The sequence below is a fragment of the Streptomyces sp. SM10 genome (genome assembly GCF_002910915.1).
Lineage (GTDB): Bacteria > Actinomycetota > Actinomycetes > Streptomycetales > Streptomycetaceae > Streptomyces.
Map to the genome: position 1 here is coordinate 1 of NZ_NEUF01000022.1, position 18115 is coordinate 18115.

General features: G+C 72.5%; 13 protein-coding genes and 2 pseudogenes. 2 read left to right on the forward strand and 13 right to left on the reverse strand.

Annotation, left to right across the window (positions count from 1 at the left end):
* The coding region (locus B9S57_RS01215) for a ferritin-like domain-containing protein (protein WP_103513661.1) at positions 1–357 on the forward strand (357 nt) is incomplete at its 5' end.
* A 28-nt stretch (positions 358–385) separates the two neighbouring features.
* Positions 386–1300 (forward strand): aminoglycoside phosphotransferase family protein, encoded by a 915-nt coding sequence (locus tag B9S57_RS01220; RefSeq protein WP_103513662.1) that lies wholly within the window; start codon positions 386–388, stop codon positions 1298–1300.
* 68 nt (positions 1301–1368) lie between these two features.
* Here B9S57_RS01220 and B9S57_RS01225 read toward each other — a convergent pair whose 3' ends face one another.
* The 13 genes and pseudogenes from B9S57_RS01225 to B9S57_RS01285 form a co-directional block, all read right to left on the reverse strand.
* Entirely contained in the window at positions 1369–3072 is a 1704-nt protein-coding gene (locus B9S57_RS01225) for a proline--tRNA ligase (protein ID WP_103513663.1), read from the reverse strand.
* A 96-nt stretch (positions 3073–3168) separates the two neighbouring features.
* Positions 3169–3744, reverse strand: coding sequence for a GNAT family N-acetyltransferase (locus B9S57_RS01230; protein WP_103513664.1), 576 nt, complete (start codon positions 3742–3744; stop codon positions 3169–3171).
* Positions 3745–3773: 29 nt separating this feature from the next.
* The gene (locus B9S57_RS01235; RefSeq protein WP_103513665.1) at positions 3774–4619 is read right to left on the reverse strand and encodes a DUF4081 domain-containing GNAT family N-acetyltransferase; all 846 of its coding nucleotides are present in this window, start codon (positions 4617–4619) and stop codon (positions 3774–3776) included.
* Positions 4620–4766: 147 nt separating this feature from the next.
* Positions 4767–5924 carry a flavodoxin-dependent (E)-4-hydroxy-3-methylbut-2-enyl-diphosphate synthase gene (gene ispG / locus B9S57_RS01240; RefSeq protein ID WP_103513666.1) on the reverse strand — a complete coding sequence of 386 codons (1158 nt, stop codon included), beginning with the start codon at positions 5922–5924 and terminating at the stop codon, positions 4767–4769.
* A gap of 181 nt (positions 5925–6105) precedes the next feature.
* Positions 6106–7416: an RIP metalloprotease gene (locus B9S57_RS01245; RefSeq protein WP_103513672.1), complete on the reverse strand. Its 1311-nt coding sequence runs from the start codon at positions 7414–7416 to the stop codon at positions 6106–6108.
* Positions 7413–8666, reverse strand: coding sequence for a 1-deoxy-D-xylulose-5-phosphate reductoisomerase (dxr, locus tag B9S57_RS01250; protein WP_103513673.1), 1254 nt, complete (start codon positions 8664–8666; stop codon positions 7413–7415). The genes B9S57_RS01245 and dxr overlap by 4 nt, the downstream gene beginning before the upstream one ends.
* A 61-nt stretch (positions 8667–8727) precedes the next feature.
* Positions 8728–9495: a hypothetical protein gene (locus B9S57_RS01255; protein WP_103513667.1), complete on the reverse strand. Its 768-nt coding sequence runs from the start codon at positions 9493–9495 to the stop codon at positions 8728–8730.
* A gap of 76 nt (positions 9496–9571) precedes the next feature.
* Positions 9572–10062 (reverse strand): annotated as a pseudogene (locus B9S57_RS01260) (nucleotidyltransferase domain-containing protein).
* Positions 10063–10103: 41 nt separating this feature from the next.
* Positions 10104–11348 (reverse strand): 3-phosphoshikimate 1-carboxyvinyltransferase, encoded by a 1245-nt coding sequence (aroA, locus tag B9S57_RS01265; RefSeq protein ID WP_103513668.1) that lies wholly within the window; start codon positions 11346–11348, stop codon positions 10104–10106.
* Positions 11349–11427: 79 nt separating this feature from the next.
* The gene (locus tag B9S57_RS01270) at positions 11428–13374 is read right to left on the reverse strand and encodes an acyl-CoA dehydrogenase family protein (protein WP_103513669.1); all 1947 of its coding nucleotides are present in this window, start codon (positions 13372–13374) and stop codon (positions 11428–11430) included.
* A gap of 182 nt (positions 13375–13556) precedes the next feature.
* On the reverse strand, positions 13557–15002 hold the full coding sequence (locus B9S57_RS01275) for an aldehyde dehydrogenase family protein (protein WP_103513670.1): 1446 nt from the start codon (positions 15000–15002) through the stop codon (positions 13557–13559).
* A gap of 153 nt (positions 15003–15155) precedes the next feature.
* The gene (locus B9S57_RS01280) at positions 15156–16733 is read right to left on the reverse strand and encodes a PucR family transcriptional regulator (protein ID WP_103513671.1); all 1578 of its coding nucleotides are present in this window, start codon (positions 16731–16733) and stop codon (positions 15156–15158) included.
* Positions 16734–16853: 120 nt separating this feature from the next.
* Positions 16854–18115: pseudogene (locus B9S57_RS01285) on the reverse strand (ATP/GTP-binding protein); the annotation flags it as partial.

An 18115-nucleotide genomic window follows, 5' to 3' on the forward strand; every position in this document is an offset into this window, starting at 1 on the left:
ACGGCCGCCCGCGACGCGCACCGGTCGCGGCGCGACGCGCTGACCCGCACCGTGCGCGACCTGGGCGGTACGCCGGTGGCGGCGCACGCGGCGTACGCTCTGCCCTTCGCGGTGCGGGATCCGGCGTCCGCGATGAGGCTCGCCGCCGTGCTGGAGGACCGGGTCGCGGACGTGTACTCCGACCTCGTGAGGGCTGCCCGGGGGCCGCTGCGGCAGGACGCCGCGGGCGCGCTCCGGGAGACCGCGGTGCGTGCGGTGCGCTGGCGCGGCACCGGCGTAGCCTTTCCTGGGCTCGCCGAGAAGGCCGCCCCGCCGGACAACACGGCGGAGGCAGGCGCCACGGGTGACACGCACTGAGCACGCTCTGAAAGGGAACAAGGCACGTATGGGTTTCGAACCGCCGCAGCGTCTGGTGCGAGCGCTCGGCGAGACGTACGGGGACGCGGCCGCCGCCGAGTGGCTCGGGCGGCTCCCCGCACTCACCGACGACGCGCTGTCGGCGCACTCGGTCTCCCTGGACCGGGTGTGCGCCCCCGGCGGGCGCAGCAGCCTCGTCCTCCTGGTGCACCGCGCCGACGGCACGCCCGCCGTGCTGAAGGTGGCGCCGGCCGGTGCCGGGCCCGCGCTCGAGCGCGCGGCCCTCACGCACTGGAACGGCTGGGGCGCGGTCGAGCTCCTCACCGCTGCGGAGACCGCGCCTTCCGGGGACGCCCTGCTGCTGGAGCGGCTGCACCACGAGGTGTCCCTGCGGTCCCTGCCCGAGGCCAAGGCCCTGCTGGAGGCGGCCGGCATCGTACGGCGGCTCTGGGTGGAGCCGCCGGCCGGCCACGCCTTCGAGACCGTCGCGGAGCGCACGGCGGGGCAGGTGGAGCCCATGAGCGCCGCCGCCGCGCGGGACCCGGAGCTCGAACCCCTCGTCTCGGCCGCTCTCGCGGCCCGCGGGGAGCTGGTCCAGGACGCCCCCGAACTCCTCCTGCTGCACGGCAACTTCCGTCAGAGCAAGGTCCTGTCGGGCGAGCGTGCCCCCTGGCTCGCCGTCGGCCCGGAACCGCTGACCGGGGAGCGGGCCTACGACCTGGCGCGCCTGGTGCGTGACCGGGTGGAGGACCTGATCGCCTCGCCGGGCGGCGCGGCGACGGCCCGCCGCCGGGTCAGGAAGCTGGCCGACTCGCTGGAGGTCGACCAGGAGCGGCTGCGCGGCTGGACGCTCTTCAGGGCCGTCGAGTCCGGCACGCGCGCCCTGGCGGCGGGGCGCACGCAGGACGGCGAACTGTCGCTGGAGTTCGCGGGCTGGCTGTAGCCGGCACGCAAGCGCAGAGGGCCCCGCGCGGTGGCAGATTCGAGGGGCCCTCTGCCGTGTCCGGCGGGTCAGCCCTGCTCGGTGAGGCGGGCGATCGCCTCGTCGACGGTGAGCTCCTCGCGCTCGCCGGTACGGCGGTCCTTCAGCTCCAGGACGCCCTCGGCCGAACGGCGGCCCGCGACCAGGATCTTCGGGACGCCGATGAGCTCGGAGTCGGTGAACTTCACGCCCGGCGAGACCCCGGCGCGGTCGTCGACCAGGACGCGCAGGCCTGCGGCGTTCAGCTTCTCGGAGACGTCGAGGGCCAGCTCGGTCTGGAGTGCCTTGCCGGCGGCGACGACGTGCACGTCGGCCGGGGCGATCTCGCGGGGCCAGCACAGACCCTTGTCGTCGGCGGTCTGCTCGGCGAGGGCGGCCACCGCGCGCGAGACGCCGATGCCGTACGAGCCCATCGTGACGCGGACCGGCTTGCCCTGCTGGCCGAGGACGTCGAGCGAGAAGATGTCGGCGTACTTGCGGCCGAGCTGGAAGATGTGGCCGATCTCGATGGCACGGTCCACCTGGAGGCCGGTGCCGCACTCGGGGCAGGGGTCGCCCGCCTCGACGACGACGACGTCGAGGTGGTCGTCGACCTCGAAGTCGCGGCCCGCCACGACGTTCTTCGCGTGCGTGCCCTCCTTGTTGGCGCCGGTGATCCACGCGGTCCCGGCGGCGATGCGGGGGTCGGCGATGTAGCGGACCTTCTCCAGGCCCTGCGGGCCGACGTAGCCGCGCACCAGGTCGGGGCGGCCCACGAAGTCCTCGGCGGTGACGAGCTCGACGACGGCGGGGGCGAGGTGCTCGCCGAGCTTTCCGAGGTCGACCTCGCGGTCGCCGGGCACACCCACGGCCACGATCTCGCCGTCGACCTTGACCAGGAGGTTCTTCAGGGTCGCGGAGGCCGGGACGCCGAGGTGGGCGGCGAGGGTCTCGATGGTCGGGGTGTCGGGCGTGTCCAGCTCCTCGACGGGGCCGGTCGCGGAGGCGTCGGCGACGGTGGTGACCTTGTAGGTCACGGCCTCGGTGTTGGCCGCGTAGTCGCAGTTCGGGCAGTCGACGAAGGTGTCCTCGCCGGCGGGCGCGGGGGCGAGGAACTCCTCGGAGGCGGAGCCGCCCATGGCACCCGAGACGGCGGAGACGACGCGGTGGTCGAGGCCGAGCCGGTCGAAGATCCGGATGTAGGCGGCGCGGTGCAGCTGGTAGGCCTCGGCGAGGCCCTCGTCGGTGGTGTCGAAGGAGTACGAGTCCTTCATCTGGAATTCGCGGCCACGCAGCACACCGGCGCGGGGGCGGGCCTCGTCGCGGTACTTGGTCTGGATCTGGTACAGGATCACGGGCAGGTCCTTGTAGGACGAGCACATGTCCTTGACGACCTGGGTGAAGATCTCCTCGTGGGTCGGGCCGAGGAGGTAGTCGGCGCCCTTGCGGTCCTGGAGCCGGAACAGCAGGTCGCCGTACTCGTCGTACCGGCCGCTCGCCTCGTACGCCTCCTTGGGCAGGAGTGCGGGGAGGAGGACCTCCTGGCCGCCGATGGCGTCCATCTCCTCGCGCACGACGCGGGTGATGTTCTCCAGGACCTTCTTGCCCAGCGGCAGCCAGGACCAGATACCGGCCGCGGTGCGGCGTACGTAACCGGCGCGGACGAGGAGCTTGTGGTTGAGCGTCTCGGCGTCCGCCGGGTCGTCGCGCAGTGTCTTGATCATCAATCGGGACATGCGCTGGACCTGGGCCATGATGAACTCCTGCTCGCAAGGGTGGTGAGCCCGAGGTTAGCCGGGGGGCCCGTGCGGGCGGAAATCGATTCCCCTGACCGTCCGGGGCGGGCGCTCTCAGCCGCGGCGCAGCGGGAGGTCCGCACCCATCACCGCGTACGGCTTGGGCGCGCTCGGGAAGAGCACCTGCCGGGCCAGGTCCTGGTAGCCCAGGGCGCGGTAGAGGCCCCGGGCGGGGCTCTCGGTGTCGATCGCGGAGAGGATGGAACGGGGCAGGCCGGCGGCGTCCGTGATCGTGGTGATCAGGCTGCGGCCGATGCCTCGCTGCTGGAACTCCGGGTGGACGTGGAGTTCGGTGATCACGAACGATCCGTCGAGCCATTCCTCGGAACCGGTGGCCCGCAGGTACGGCTCGACGACCGTGGACCACCAGTGGGCCCGGTCGTTCGGCAGTCCGTAGACGAATCCGACGAGCCGGCCGTCGGCGGTGGTGGCTCCGAGGGCGCGGGCCTGCGGGTGGTCGAGATGCCGCAGCACGATGTGGCGGCGTACGTCGATCTCGTCCTGGGTGAGGCCGAAGGCGAGGGCCTGCACGGCGAGTGCCTCGTCGACGCGGGCGGCGAGGTCGAGCGGTCCGACCACGGTGTCGGGGGTCCCGGAGCCCCGGGGGGACGTGGGGGTTGCTGCTGCCATGCGGGAACCCTACTGGCCCCGCCGTCCGGTCAGAACAGCACGCTCATGAACGTGCCCGTCTCGCGGAAGCCGACGCGGCTGTAGGCCCTGCGCGCGGCGGTGTTGTAGTCGTTCACGTACAGGCTGACGACCGGTGCCACATCGCGGAGCGCGTGCTGCAGGACGGCCGCCATGCCCGTTTCGGAGAGACCGCGCCCACGGGCCTCGGGGGCGACCCAGACGCCCTGGATCTGGCAGGCGCGGGAGGTGGCCGCGCCGATCTCCGCCTTGAAGAGGACCCTGCCGTCCTCTATGCGCGCGAAGGACCGGCCGGTGGTGATCAGCTCGGCCACCCGCGCCTGGTAGAGGAGTCCGCCGTCCCCGGCCAGCGGGGAGATGCCGACCTCTTCGGTGAACATGGCCACGCAGGCCGGCATGAGGACGTCCATCTGCTCCTTGCCGACCCTGCGCACGAGCGGGTCGGCTGCCACCTCTGCCGAGGGGGCCTCGGTCACCATGAGCGGCTGGTTGGGCCGGACCTCGCGGGCGGGGCCCCAGCTCGGTTCGAGGAGGCGCCAGAGCTGGGCCGTGGGGCCGGCGGGGCCGACGATCGACGAGCAGCGGCGGCCCGCCCGCCTGGCCCGGTCGGCGAAGGCCCTGACCGCCTCGGGGGTGGCGCAGATCGGCACGAGGTTGGCCCCGGAGTAGCAGAGCGAGCGCAGCCGGCCGTCGGCGTACCAGCCCCACATCTCTCCGCCGAGCCGCCATGGATCGAGTCCGGCGACCTGGACGCGGGAGGTCACGAAGGCGTTCTCGACGGGGGCGCTCTCAAGGATGGCGAGCGCGGCGGGGAGCTCGCCGGGGTCGAGGACCCGGGTAGTGGTCTGCGTCAACACTGGGGCCTCACCAAACGGTCTACTGATGTCCGCACTGTACCCAACAAGGCCCTGGGGCGCCGCCCCGCAGGGGGAACGGCCGGTGGGCGGGGTGAGACACCTGTGCCCCGCAGGCGGGCCTGCGGGGCACGGTGGAGCGGGGTGGGGTCAGCCGGCGATCGAGACCTGGGGCTCACCCGAGGCGATGCCGTCCTTCTCCATCTGCTCCGCGATCTTCATGGCTTCCTCGATGAGGGTCTCCACGATCTTGGACTCCGGGACGGTCTTGATGACCTCGCCCTTCACGAAGATCTGGCCCTTGCCGTTGCCCGACGCCACGCCGAGGTCGGCCTCACGGGCCTCGCCCGGGCCGTTCACGACGCAGCCCATCACCGCGACCCGCAGCGGGACCTCCATGCCCTCCAGACCGGCGCTCACCTGGTCAGCGAGCTTGTACACGTCCACCTGGGCGCGCCCGCAGGACGGGCAGGACACGATCTCCAGCCGCCGCTGCTTGAGGTTCAGCGCCTCGAGGATCTGCAGACCGACCTTGACCTCCTCCGCGGGAGGAGCCGACAGCGAGACCCGGATCGTGTCGCCGATGCCCTCGGAGAGCAGCGCGCCGAAGGCGACCGCGGACTTGATCGTCCCCTGGAAGGCCGGACCGGCCTCCGTCACACCGAGGTGGAGCGGGTAGTCCGACTGTGCGGCCAGCTGACGGTAGGCGTTCACCATCACGACCGGGTCGTTGTGCTTCACCGAGATCTTGATGTCCCGGAAGCCGTGCTCCTCGAAGAGCGAGGCCTCCCACAGCGCCGACTCCACGAGCGCCTCGGGCGTCGCCTTGCCGTACTTCTTCAGCAGTCGCGCGTCCAGCGAGCCGGCGTTCACCCCGATGCGGATCGGGGTGCCCGCGTCGCCCGCGGCCTTCGCGATCTCCTTGACCTTGTCGTCGAACTGCTTGATGTTGCCCGGGTTCACCCGGACCGCCGCGCACCCGGCGTCGATCGCCGCGAACACGTACTTCGGCTGGAAGTGGATGTCGGCGATGACCGGGATCTGCGACTTACGCGCGATCGTGGCCAGCGCGTCCGCGTCGTCCTGGGTGGGGCACGCGACGCGCACGATCTGACAGCCCGAGGCCGTCAGCTCCGCGATCTGCTGCAGCGTGGCACCGATGTCCGACGTACGCGTCGTCGTCATCGACTGCACGGACACGGGCGCGTCCCCGCCGACCGCCACGGTGCCGACCTGGATCTGACGGCTGACCCGTCGTTCGGCGAGCTTGGTCGGAACGGCAGGCATTCCGAGAGAAATCGCAGTCATGCGCTGAGCATCCCCAAGGTGTGGATCAGTGTGGATCGAGGTACCGAGAACGGCGGACTCCAGGATTCGAGGTTACGGCACCGGAGCCGGACGGGACGCACCCGCGCAGTCAAACCGCCCATTGGTGGGCGGCCGGACACCACCTGTGTGGCCGGCCGCCACCCATGGGACAGGAGGGACGTCAGGTGATCTTCACCGGGTTCACGATGTCGGCGACCAGCACCAGCAGCGTGAAGCAGATGAAGATCCCCGCGACGACGTAGGCGACCGGCATGAGATTCGCCACGTCGAAGGGTCCGGGGTCGGGCCGCTTGAAGACCTTGGCCACGTTGCGGCGCAGGGCTTCCCAGAGCGCGCCCGCGATGTGACCGCCGTCCAGCGGGAGCAGGGGCAGCATGTTGAACAGGAACAGCGAGAGGTTGAAGCCGGCCAGGAGGAACAGCATCATCGCGATCTGGTTCTGGGCCGGGACGTCGAGGTTCATCACCTCGCCGCCGATCCTCGCCGCGCCGACCACGCCCACCGGGGAGTCGTCCGCGCGCTCGCCGTCGCCGAACGCCGCGTTCCACAGGTCGGGGATCTTGGACGGCAGAGCGATGATCGAGTCGACGCCGTTCTCGATCATGTCGCCCATGCGGACGACCGAGTCGCCGAAGGAGAGCGGGAGGATCTCGGTCTGTGCGGCGAAGCCGAGGTAGCCGGCGCTGACGTACTGGTCGGGGACGACCTCGCCGTCGGCGTCCTTCTTGGCCACGGCGTTCTTCTTCAGGACGGCGTTCAGGGTCTGTTCCTGGCCGTCGCGCTGCACGGTGATGGTGGCGGGGCCGATGGTCTGCCGGATCCTGTCCGACAGGGTGGCCCAGTCCTCGACCTTCCGGCCGTTGAAGGCGACGATCGTGTCGCCCTCCTGAAGCCCCGCGGCCTTGGCGGGCGAGACCGGGTCCGACTCCTTGCAGGTGTCGCGGTTCTCGCTCTGCGCGATCACGCACTGCTGGACACCCGCGACCTCGGTGGTCTGGGTCTGGAAGCCGAAGGTCATCGCCACGCCCATGAAGATCGCGACGGCGAGGACCAGGTTCATGAAGGGCCCGGCGAACATCACGATCACGCGCTTCCACGGCTTGCGCGTGTAGAAGAGGCGCGTCTCGTCGCCCGGCTCGAGCTCTTCGAAGGCGGCGGACCTGGCGTCCTCGATCATGCCGCGCCACGGTGAGGTGGAGCGCGCCTCGATCCGGCCGTCGGGTCCCGGGGGGAACATCCCGATCATGCGGATGTAACCGCCCGCGGGGATGGCCTTGATCCCGTACTCGGTGTCGCCCTTCTTGCGCGACCAGACCGTCGGGCCGAAGCCGACCATGTACTGCGGGACCCGGATCCCGAACAGCTTGGCCGTCGACAGGTGGCCCAGCTCGTGCCAGGCGATCGAGAACAGCAGACCCACGGCGAAGATGGCGATCCCGAGGACCGTCATCAGGATCATCGTCATGCTCATGCGTGCGCCTCCGCTGTCGCTGCCGCCGAGAGTTCGCGGGCCCGGGAGCGGGCCCATGTCTCCGCTTCGAGGACGTCCGCGACCGTCAGTGAAGTTCCCGTGGCGGGGGTGCCGTGCTCGGCCACCACCGCCGTGACCGTGTCCATGATGCCGTTGAAGGGGAGCCGTCCTGCCAGGAACGCGTCCACACACTCCTCGTTGGCCGCGTTGAACACCGCGGGGGCCGTGCCGCCCAGGGTGCCCACGCGCCGGGCGAGGCCGACGGACGGGAAGGCCTCGGTGTCGAGCGGGAAGAACTCCCAGCTGGAGGCCTTCGTCCAGTCGAAGGCGGGGGCCGCGTCCGGGACCCGCTCGGGCCAGCCGAGGCCGATGGCGATGGGCCCTCCCATGTCGGGCGGGGTCGCCTGGGCCAGGGTGGAGCCGTCGGTGAACTCCACCATCGAGTGCACGTACGACTGGGGGTGGACGACGACCTCGATGCGGTCGAACGGGACGTCGTAGAGGAGGTGCGCCTCGATGACCTCCAGGCCCTTGTTGACCAGGGTCGCCGAGTTGACCGTGATGACCGGGCCCATGGCCCAGGTCGGATGGGCCAGGGCCTGCTCCCGGGTCACACCGGCCAGTTCGGCGCGCGTACGGCCGCGGAACGGTCCGCCGGACGCCGTCACGACCAGCTTGCGCACGTCGGCGCGCGTCCCGGCGGCGAGCGCCTGGAAGAGCGCGGCGTGCTCGGAGTCGACCGGGATGATCTGCCCCGGGGCCGCCAGCGCCTTCACCAGGGGGCCTCCGACGATCAGCGACTCCTTGTTGGCCAGGGCGAGGGTGCGGCCCGCCTTCAGCGCGGCGAGGGTCGGTGCGAGGCCGATCGATCCGGTGATGCCGTTCAGCACGGTGTGGCAGTCGCTCGCGGCGAGCTCCGTGGCGGCGTCGGGACCGGCCAGGACCTCCGGGAGCGGCTCCCCCGCGCCGTACTCCTCGCGCAGGGCCTCGGTGAGCGCCGGCACCTTCTCCGCGTCGGCGACCGCGACCGTCCGGACGCGCAGCCGGCGTGCCTGCTCGGCGAGGAGGCGGACCCTGCCTCCCGCGGCGGAGAGCGCGGTGACGCGGAAACGGGCGGGGTTGCGCAGGACCAGGTCGATGGCCTGGGTGCCGATGGACCCGGTGGAGCCGAGGATCACCAGATCCCGGCGGCCTTCCGCTGCGTCGAAGAGACGATGCGGATCGGCGAGGGGTGCGGGGCTGTCGCTCATGCCCCCCATTGTTGCCGCATCCGCTGCGCACACTGACAGGGCGTCCCCGTCAGCGGGTGTCTCAGCCCTGCCCTGCACGGAATTTCTTCCACTGGGCGGCGATGACGTCCTCCGGGACCCCGCCGATGTCCTCGGTGCCCAGGATCTCCGCGCGGAAGGCGAGCGTGGTGGATCCGGACCTCAGGACGGTGAGGTACTCGTAGAGCTTCAGCTTCCCCTTCACGTCGAGGACCGTGAAGCGGTAGGCCTTCGCCTCGTCGGCCTCGTCCGCGAGGGCGGGCAGCTCGGCGGTCTCGACCTTCTCGTAGGTGGCGCGGGCGACGGCCCGTTCCTCCGTGAGACCGCCGGCGCAGTCCCGGCCCGCCTTCTCCAGCGATGCCATGACCTTCGCGGCCTCGCCACCGGCGTACGAGCGCAGGGTCACGTCGACGGTGACGCCGAGCATCTCCTCGGGCTTGTCGGCCTTGCGCTGCACCTGGGCGACGGGCGCGTGGCCGCTGACGTCCCCGGCGAGGCTGACGAGCGGCTGGCAGACGGCCGGGTCGGCGGAGTAGGCGTCGCCGAGAGGCCCGTCCAGGGCGTACTCGGAGACGGTGAGGTCGCCGGCCCGCTCCCCGTCGGTGAGGGCCACGGCGGTGAGCTGTGCCTCGGTGAGCGCGCCCGTCGGCGTCCTCGTGGCCGCCGGGCCCGGGGCGCCGGGGCTGCTCCCGGCTCCGCCCCTGGCGTTGTCGTCGTGGCCACCGCATCCGGTGAGGCCCGTGAGGGCCAGCACCGCGCATCCCACGGCCGCGGCGACCCGCCGGCCGCCCGCCCCGTACACCCCGAACATCCCTGCCCCTGTCTCCCGTTGACGATCCGGGACCGGTGTCCGGTCGCGGCCGAGGCTCGATTGTGCGGCATCCGGGTCAGAAACGTGTATCGAGGCCGAACTTCTCCCTCAGCCACCGCATGTCCGCCCCACCGCGCTCGGCGGGTTCGTACCCCTGGTGGAAGAGGGCCTGCTGCTCGGCGGAGAGGCAGCGCACCGTGGTCGTGCCGAGGGTGCCGGTGACGCAGCAGGCGGCGGGGTGGCAAAACGGCTCGGCGGGGTCCAGGGACTGCTGGACGGCCGAGCCGTCGGCGGCGAACTCCAGCGGGTGCAGGTCGATCTCGGCTCCGGAGGGGTGGCTGAGCACGAAGCGTGCGGGACGCCAGTTCAGGGTCTCGGTGTATCCGGCCGCCTCCAGGGCCGCCACGACCGCGGGCTCCTGCTCCCGGACGTGCGGCAGGTGGAGGTCGCGGTGCTCGCGGGTCTCTCGCCGAGCAGGGCGTCGATGCCCCGTCCTCCGGCGATCACCACGTCGGCTCCGGCTTCGCGCAGCAGGGCCAGGACGGCCAGGACGTCGTTCCGGGACATCACGCGGGCGACCGTAGTCCGCCCCGCGCCGGAGCGCACCGTCATTTCCGGGCGGCGCCGCTCTCCACGAACGCGGCGAACTCCTCGTGGAACCGGGGGAAGGTCTTCCGTACGCAGCCGGGGTCGTCGTAGCTCATGCCGGGTGCGCGCAGTCCGGCGACGGCGAACGACATCACGATGCGGTGGTCGCCGTGGGTGACGATCTCGGTGGGGCGCGGGGTGCCGGGGTGGATCTCGATCCAGTCGGGCCCGGTGTGCACGGTGATCCCCATGGCGCGCAGGTTCTCCGCGCAGGCCTCCAGCCGGTCGCACTCCTTCACCCGGGTGTTGGCGACGTCCTCGATCCGTACGGGCGAGGAGGCGAAGGGGGCGATCGCGGCGAGGGTCGGCATCGTGTCGGAGATGTCGCGCATGTTGACGGTCAGCCCGGAGAGCCGGCCGGAGGAGCTGACGGTGGTGGAGTCCGCGGTGGTGCGGACGTCGGCGCCCATCCGGCGCAGCACGTCGGTGAAGCGCAGGTCGCCCTGGAGCGCGCCGGTGCCGAGGCCGGGGACGGTGACCTCGCGGCCGGTGAGGGCCGCCGCGGCGAAGAAGTAGCTCGCGGTGGAGGCGTCGGGTTCGACGGCGTACGTGGTGGCGCGGTAGCCGCCGGGAGGGACGGTGAAGGTGTTCCCCTCCCGGGCGACCTCGACACCGAAGCTGCGCATCATCGCGAGGGTGATCTCGATGTACGGCGCCGAGACCAGCTCGGTGACGTCGATCCGGAGACCCTCGGCGGTCAGCGGGCCGAGCATGAGCAGGGCGGTGAGGTACTGCGAGGACTCCCCCGCGTCCAGGGTCAGTTCGCCGCCCTTGACACCCGACGCCTCGATGGTCAGCGGGTGGTGGCCTTCCGCTCCTTCGTGGCGCAGGTCGACGCCGAGGGTGCGCAGGGCCTCGGTGAGCGGCGCGAGGGGACGGCGGCGCATCTGTGCGGAGGCGTCGAAGCGGTACGTGCCGGAGGCCGCGGCCGCGGCCAGCGTCGGCAGGAAGCGTGCGGTGGTGGCACCGTCGCGGCAGTGGACCTCGGCGTCCCCGGCGGCGGGCCCCGAGGGGCGCCCCTCGATGTGCCAGCGGTCCGGCTCGCGCCGCACCCCGTATCCGAGGCGGGTCAGGCCCTCGGTGAACCCCTCGGTGTCGTCCGAGTGGAGGGGCCGCAGGAGGGTGGTGGTGCCGTCCGCCGCCGCGGCCAGGAACAGGGCGCGGGCGGTGACGGACTTGGAGCCGGGGATGTCGATGACGGTCACGGGCGTCCATCTTGCCCTGCGCCGCACCTGCCCGCGGGAAGCGTCCGGGCAGTGGACGCGTCCCGCGGGGGCGCCGGGTTCAGCGGACGGTTCGGTGGACGTCGTCCCCGGTCGCCGGGCCGGGGGTGGCGTCCGCGATCCAGGGGCCGTCGCCGCTGGGGTCCAGCACGCCTTCCTCCAGCCAGGTGTAGGTGCCGGAGAGGACGCCGTCGACGACGCGCCGGTCGATGTCGTCGGTGTTGGACCAGAGCCGGTTGAAAAGCTCCTCCACCCGGATGCGGGACTGCCGGCAGAAGACGTCGGCGAGCTGGTACGCCTCGCGGCCGTGGTCGTCGTTCGCCCGCAGGTGTTCGGCCCGGACACACGCCGCGCTCATCGCGAAGAGTTCGGCGCCGATGTCGACGATCCGGCCGAGGAAGCCCTGCTTGGTCTCCATGCGGCCCTGCCAGCGGGACATCGCGTAGAAGGTGGAGCGGGCCAGCTTGCGGGCCGAGCGCTCGACGTACCGCAGGTGCGCGGAGAGGTCGGGGTGCCCGGGGACGCGGAACTCGCCGTAGGCGCTGGGCAGCTGGCCGGGCCCGCTGACCAGCTTGGGGAGCCAGCGGGCGTAGAACCCGGCGGCGTTGGCGCCCGCCCTCGCCTTGTCGGAGAGCGGCTTGTCGGGGTCGATGATGTCGCCGGCGACCTTGAGGTGGGCGTCGACGGCCTCCCGGGCGATCAGCAGGTGCATGATCTCCGTGGAGCCCTCGAAGATCCGGTTGATCCGCATGTCGCGGAGCATCTGCTCGGCGGGGACGGCGCGTTCGCCGCGGGCGGCGAGCGAGGCGGCGGTCTCGAAGCCGCGTCCGCCCCGGATCTGGACGAGCTCGTCGGAGATCAGCCAGCCCATCTCGGAGCCGTACAGCTTGGCGAGCGCGGCCTCGATGCGGATGTCGTTGCGGCTCTCGTCGGCCATCTGCGAGGAGAGGTCGACGACCGCCTCGAGGGCGAAGGTGGTGGCGGCGATGAAGGAGATCTTCGCGCCGACCGCCTCGTGCCGGGCGACCGCCCTGCCCCACTGCTCGCGGACCGCCGACCACTCGCGGGCGATCTTCAGGGACCACTTCCCGACGCCGACGCACATGGCGGGCAGGGAGAGGCGGCCGGTGTTGAGCGTGGTGAGGGCGATCTTGAGACCGGCGCCCTCGGGACCGATGCGGTTGGCCGCGGGGACCCGGACCTGGTGGAAGCGGGTCACGCCGTTCTCGATGCCGCGCAGGCCCATGAAGGCGTTGCGGTGCTCCACGGTGATGCCCGGGGAGTCGGCCTCGACGACGAAGGCGGTGATGCCGCCCTTGTGGCCCTCGGACTCGGGGACCCGGGCCATGACGACGAGCAGGTCCGCGACGACCCCGTTGGTCGTCCAGAGCTTCACGCCGTCCAGGACGTAGTCGTCCCCGTCCGGTACGGCCGCCGTGGCGAGCCGGGCCGGGTCGGAGCCGACGTCGGGTTCGGTGAGGAGGAAGGCGGAGATGTCCGTCCGCGCGAGGCGGGGCAGGAACGTGTCCTTCTGCTCCTGGGTGCCGAACATCTTCAGCGGCTGCGGTACGCCGATGGACTGGTGGGCGGAGAGCAGTGCGCCGATCGAGGGGTTCGCCGAACCGGCCAGCGCGAGCGCCTTGTTGTAGTAGACCTGGGTCAGCCCGAGGCCGCCGTACTTGGTCTCGATCTTCATGCCGAGGGCGCCGAGTTCCTTGAGGCCGTTGATCACCTCGTCGGGGATCCTGGCCTCGCGCTCGATGAGGGCGCCGTCGACCCGCGTCTCGCAGAACTCGCGCAGCCGGGCGAGGAAGGCCTCGCCGCGCCGTACGTCGTCCGGGGCCGGCTGGGGGTGGGGGTGGATCAGGTCCAGCCGGAAACGTCCGAGGAAGAGTTCCTTCGCGAAGCTCGGCTTGCGCCAGTCCTGCTCGCGGGCGGCCTCGGCCACCTGCCGTGCTTCGCGCTCGGTGACTTTGGGGGCCTGGGGGATGTCGGATGGGGCGGACATGAGGAGCTCACCTCGCCGCGAGTCGGGATATGGGTCGGGCCGTACGCGTGCCGATCGGTGTCACTTGTCCGTATCTACCCGATCCGCGCCTCCCCCACCACCGTGCGGTGGACCCACGGGCCTACGGAAACCGGCCTGAGCCCCCGCACAGCGGGCTCAGGCCGGTTCGTTCCGCGGTTCCGTTACAGGGCCAGGCCGGTGAGGACGAGGACCCGCTCGTAGGTGTAGTCGTCCATGGCGTAGCGCACGCCCTCGCGGCCCACTCCGGACTGCTTGGCGCCGCCGTAGGGCATCTGGTCGGCGCGGTAGGAGGGAACGTCGCCGATGATCACGCCGCCCACCTCCAGGGCGCGGTGGGCACGGAAGGCGGTCTGCAGGTCGTGGGTGAAGACGCCCGCCTGGAGCCCGTATCTGGAAGCGTTGACGGCGGCGAAGGCCTCGGCCTCGCCCTCCGTCTTCTGGATGTGCAGGACCGGGCCGAAGATCTCCTCGTCGGCGATCGTCGTGCTGTCCGGGACGTCGGTGAGGACCGTCGGTCCGTAGGTGGCACCGTCGCGCTTGCCGCCGGTCAGCAGCGTGGCGCCGGCCGTGACGGCCTCGCCGACCCAGGACTCGACCCGGCGGGCGGCGTCCTCGCTGACCAGCGGGCCGACGTCGGTGGCCGCGTCGGAGGGGTCACCGGTCACGAGGGCCTCGACGGCGGCGACGATCTTCGGGACGAGCCGGTCGTACACGGTGGCGTCGGCGATGACCCGCTGCACGGAGATGCAGGACTGGCCGCCCTGGTAGTTGGAGAAGGTCGCGATGCGCGTCGCGGCCCAGTCCAGGTCGGCCTCGGAGGCGTAGTCGCCGAGCACCACGGCCGCGCCGTTGCCGCCGAGTTCCAGGGTGCAGTGCTTGCGGGGCACCGACTCCATGATCGCGTAGCCGACCGGTCCGGACCCGGTGAAGGAGATGACCGGCAGCCGCTCGTCCTGGACGAGGGCGGGCATCTTGTCGTTGGGCACGGTCAGCACGGACCAGGAGCCGGCCGGGAGGTCCGTCTCGGCCAGCAGCTCGCCGAGGACGAGGGAGGAGATCGGGGTGGCCGGGGCCGGCTTGAGGATGATCGGCGCACCGACGGCGATGGCCGGGGCGACCTTGTGGGCGCTCAGGTTGAGCGGGAAGTTGAAGGGCGCGATACCGAGGACCGGGCCGCGCGGGAAGCGCCGGGTCAGTCCGAGACGGCCGGTGCCGCCGGCGTCGGTGTCCAGCCGCTGGGCGTCGCCGCCGTTGAACCGGCGGGCCTCCTCGGCGGCGAACCGGAAGACGGAGACGGCACGGCCGACCTCGCCCCGGGCCCACTTGATGGGCTTGCCGTTCTCGGCGGAGATCAGCTGGGCGATCTCCTCGGTGCGCTCGGTGAGACGGCGTACGACGTGGTCGAGCGCGGCGACCCGTACGTGCGCGGGGGTCGCGGCGAACTCCTCGCGCACCGCGTACGCGGCGGCGACGGCCTCCTCGACCTGGGCGTCGGTCGGCACGGCGACCGTGCCGACGAGCCGGCCGTCGTACGGGTTGGTGACGTCGAAGCTGTCCTCGCCGGTGGCCTGGCGGCCGGCCAGCCAGAAGGCGTGGGTGGAAGTCATGGCGGTTCCGGCCCTTCGGGGGTGGTGAACACGATCGCCGGGCACCGTGAGGGCGCCCTTCGGCCCCACCGTAGGGCGATCCGGCACGGATCAGGTTTGTCCTGTGTGGAGTGGAACACCCGCCCGGTGCGCCGGTTTGTCGTAGCGGGGGGGTTACTGCGTCCCCGCCGAGGCGGCCGACGCCTTGAGGGCCAGCCACAGCTCCATCCGGACGTCCGGGTCGTCCAGGGAGCGGCCCAGGATCTCCTCGACCCGGCGCATCCGGTAGCGCAGGGTGTGGCGGTGGACGCCCAGGTCTGCGGCGGCCGCGTCCCACTGGCCGTGCCGGGAGAGCCACGCCCGCAGGGAGGCGACCAGATCGCCGCGGCCCTTCGCGTCGTGCTCCTGCAGCGGCCGCAGCATCCCGTCGGCGAAGGCCCGTACGGCGTCGTCGGCGAGGAGCGGCAGGACGGAGCCCGCGGCGAGTTCCTCGTGCTCGACCAGGGCTCTGCCCCGGCGGCGGGCGACCGAGAGGGCCTGTTCGGCCTGCTTGTAGGCGGCGGAGACGGCGATCGGCCCGGAGGGGGCGGACATGCCGACCACCACCTCGGCCTCGTCGGCGCCGGACTCGCGCACCGGCCGGTCGTCCGCGGTGCGCGCGTGGTCCGCGCAGGCCTCGACCGCTGCTCCGCCGTCCACGGCCAGGACCACGAGGCGTTCGCCCTCGGGCACCATCAGCAGGGTCTCGCCGGACCGGGAGGCGGCGGCCTCCATCGTCTCGGCGAGCAGCTCCGTCGCGGAGGGGGCCGGGGCCTCCGCGATCAGGAGCCGGAAGGGGGCGTCGAGCAGCCCTCCGTACAGGTCTCCGGCGACGGCCCGGGCGTGGTCGGACTCCCCCGCGAGCAGCATGCGCAGGACCGCCGCGCCGAGGCGCTGCTCCGCGCCCTGGAGCGCCCGGGAGCGGGCGGTGGTCAGCGTCAGCAGGGCGACGGCGGAGTGCACCGCGTAACGCTCGGCCGTGCCGAGCGCCGCCCCCGTGCCCACGGCCAGCGCCCCTCGGTTCCGGCGGCCGGTACCGAGCGACTGGAGCTCGACCCGGTCGTCGCCCTCGCTGTCGCCGACGACGGCGCTGGCCGGCGCCGGGCGTTCCCGCAGCCGCTCCACGTCGGGGGTCAGGCGGGCCGCGCGGCGCGCCGCCCAGTCGGGCGCGGCGGCGACGACGGCACCCGAGGAGTCGTACAGCGCGGCCCAGCCGTCGACGTGCGCGGCGAGGCGGGTGAGCAGCTCGGCGGGACCGTCCCCGGCGACCGCGGCCCGGGTCAGCTCCCGCTGGGCCTCGAAGCCGGCCGTGACGGACCTGTACTGATCGGCGGCGATCGCCGCGGACACCGCCTTGCTGATGGCGAGGAAGGGGGTGCGTCTGGGCACTTCGAGGAGCGGCAGCCCCGCCTCTTCGGCGGCGCCCACGAGCGCCGCCGGAATCTCCTCGTAGGTGACGCCGACGCCGAAGCCGATGCCCGCGACCCCCGCGGCGGCCAGCCTCTGGACGTAGCGGAGCATCGTCCCCGGGTCCCGGGCGTCGAGGTTCGTGGCGGTGACGAGGAGCAGCTCACCGCCGTCCATGTACGGCACCGGGTCGGCGAGCTCGCTGGCGTGTGCCCAGCGCACGGGTGTGGAGAGCCGGTCGGCGCCCGCCCGGACGGTGAGCTTGAGCGCCGAGTGCTGGACGAGCGAGGCGAGAGTGGGAGGCATGGGACCGCCGGACCTCTGGGAGTCGATGGCGCCGTCCGTCCGGACGGCTCGAATGCGCCGCCCCGTACAGACGGCCGCACTCGATTCTGCCAGGGCGGCAGAGTCCCCGTAACCTCCCGCTCAGCCGCCCAGCTCGACCAGGAGCGGGGGTGCGTGCTCGCCGTCCACGGTCGTCAGTGAGAGGACCGCGTGACCGGCGGGCAGCTGGTAGGCGAGCTCCGACGCGGACCAGCGCTCCCGCTCGACCCGTCGTACGGTCACGGCGTCCCTGGTCACGGCCTTGCCGGTGACGAGCTTGCGCAGCCCGTGCAGGGCGCGGGTGAACGGCTGGTCGGCGAAGACCGCGTGCTGGGCGACCTCGCGGGTCTCCACCCACTCCTTGCCCCACACCTCGGCGAAGCGCTTGCCGTCCCAGGTGGTGACGCCGCTGAACGCCATGCAGCAGCCGACCGCGCCGAGCAGGCCGGTGTGCAGCCCTTCGGGGACGTCGTCGACGGTGCGCAGGGTGAGGACCGCTCCCGCGTTGACCGAGCGCAGCCGCCGGACGCCCCGGACGGTCTCCGCGGTGACCGTGTGCGTGGCGTCGTCCAGGACCAGGCAGACGAAGAGCGACCGGTCGGCGCGGGCTGCGGCGATCGCCGTGAACTGGGCGAGGACGAGCCGGGTGAGCAGCCGCGACGCCTCGGCGTGCGCCCGTTCCGGCAGATCGATCCTGACCCGGAGCGGCAGGTGCTCCAGGGAGCGCAGCGAGAACGGCCGGGCCTCCTCGCCGGTGGTGAAGAAGGGCGCGAAGGCGGGCCGGTCGAGCAGCGCGATGCGGTCGGCGAGGACGGGTCCGGGGTCGCCGGCGCCGCCCTTCTGCCGGGTGCGGGCCTCCAGCTCGCGCAGCATGGCCTGATGGCCGCCCGCCGCGAGCGCCTCCCGCAGCGCGTCGACGGCGGCGAGGTCCCCGTCCAGGAGCTCCCGGAGCGCGGGCACCCCGGGGAAGTGCCCGTGGACCGCGCGGTAGGGGCCGAGCAGCTGGGCGAGGACGGTGGCGGCACGGCGGCTGTCGAGGTGGGTGACGTCGCCGACGAGTCCCTCGGCGAGCACGCTCGCGGCCTCGTCGGGGTCGGTCGTCCCGCCGTACAGGTCGAAGTCGTGCACGGAGGCCGGGTCGCCGATCCGCACCACGACGTCGAACGCGTCGTCCGGTCCGAGCTCTCCTCCTGCGCCCCCGACGGCGAGGACGGCCGCCCGGCCCGCGAGCGCCTGCAGGGCGAGCGACTCGACGACCGGCCGCACCAGCCGCGCGGACTTGCCGGCCCCGGGCGGGCCCACGGCCAGCAGCGAGGTGCCCAGCAGCGCGGGTTCCAGGGCGATGCCCGAGCCCCGGCGGGCGT

Bases quoted from the DNA above. Each gene is read 5' to 3' on its own strand.
- B9S57_RS01230 (WP_103513664.1), bottom strand. From the start codon at position 3,744: ATGGCAGCAGCAACCCCCACGTCCCCCCGGGGCTCCGGGACCCCCGAC.
- B9S57_RS01225 (WP_103513663.1), bottom strand. From the start codon at position 3,072: ATGGCCCAGGTCCAGCGCATGTCCCGATTGATGATCAAGACACTGCGC.
- B9S57_RS01280 (WP_103513671.1), bottom strand. From the start codon at position 16,733: ATGCCTCCCACTCTCGCCTCGCTCGTCCAGCACTCGGCGCTCAAGCTC.
- B9S57_RS01270 (WP_103513669.1), bottom strand. From the start codon at position 13,374: ATGTCCGCCCCATCCGACATCCCCCAGGCCCCCAAAGTCACCGAGCGC.
- B9S57_RS01245 (WP_103513672.1), bottom strand. From the start codon at position 7,416: ATGAGCATGACGATGATCCTGATGACGGTCCTCGGGATCGCCATCTTC.
- B9S57_RS01255 (WP_103513667.1), bottom strand. From the start codon at position 9,495: ATGTTCGGGGTGTACGGGGCGGGCGGCCGGCGGGTCGCCGCGGCCGTG.
- B9S57_RS01275 (WP_103513670.1), bottom strand. From the start codon at position 15,002: ATGACTTCCACCCACGCCTTCTGGCTGGCCGGCCGCCAGGCCACCGGC.
- ispG (WP_103513666.1), bottom strand. From the start codon at position 5,924: ATGACTGCGATTTCTCTCGGAATGCCTGCCGTTCCGACCAAGCTCGCC.
- B9S57_RS01220 (WP_103513662.1), top strand. From the start codon at position 386: ATGGGTTTCGAACCGCCGCAGCGTCTGGTGCGAGCGCTCGGCGAGACG.
- dxr (WP_103513673.1), bottom strand. From the start codon at position 8,666: ATGAGCGACAGCCCCGCACCCCTCGCCGATCCGCATCGTCTCTTCGAC.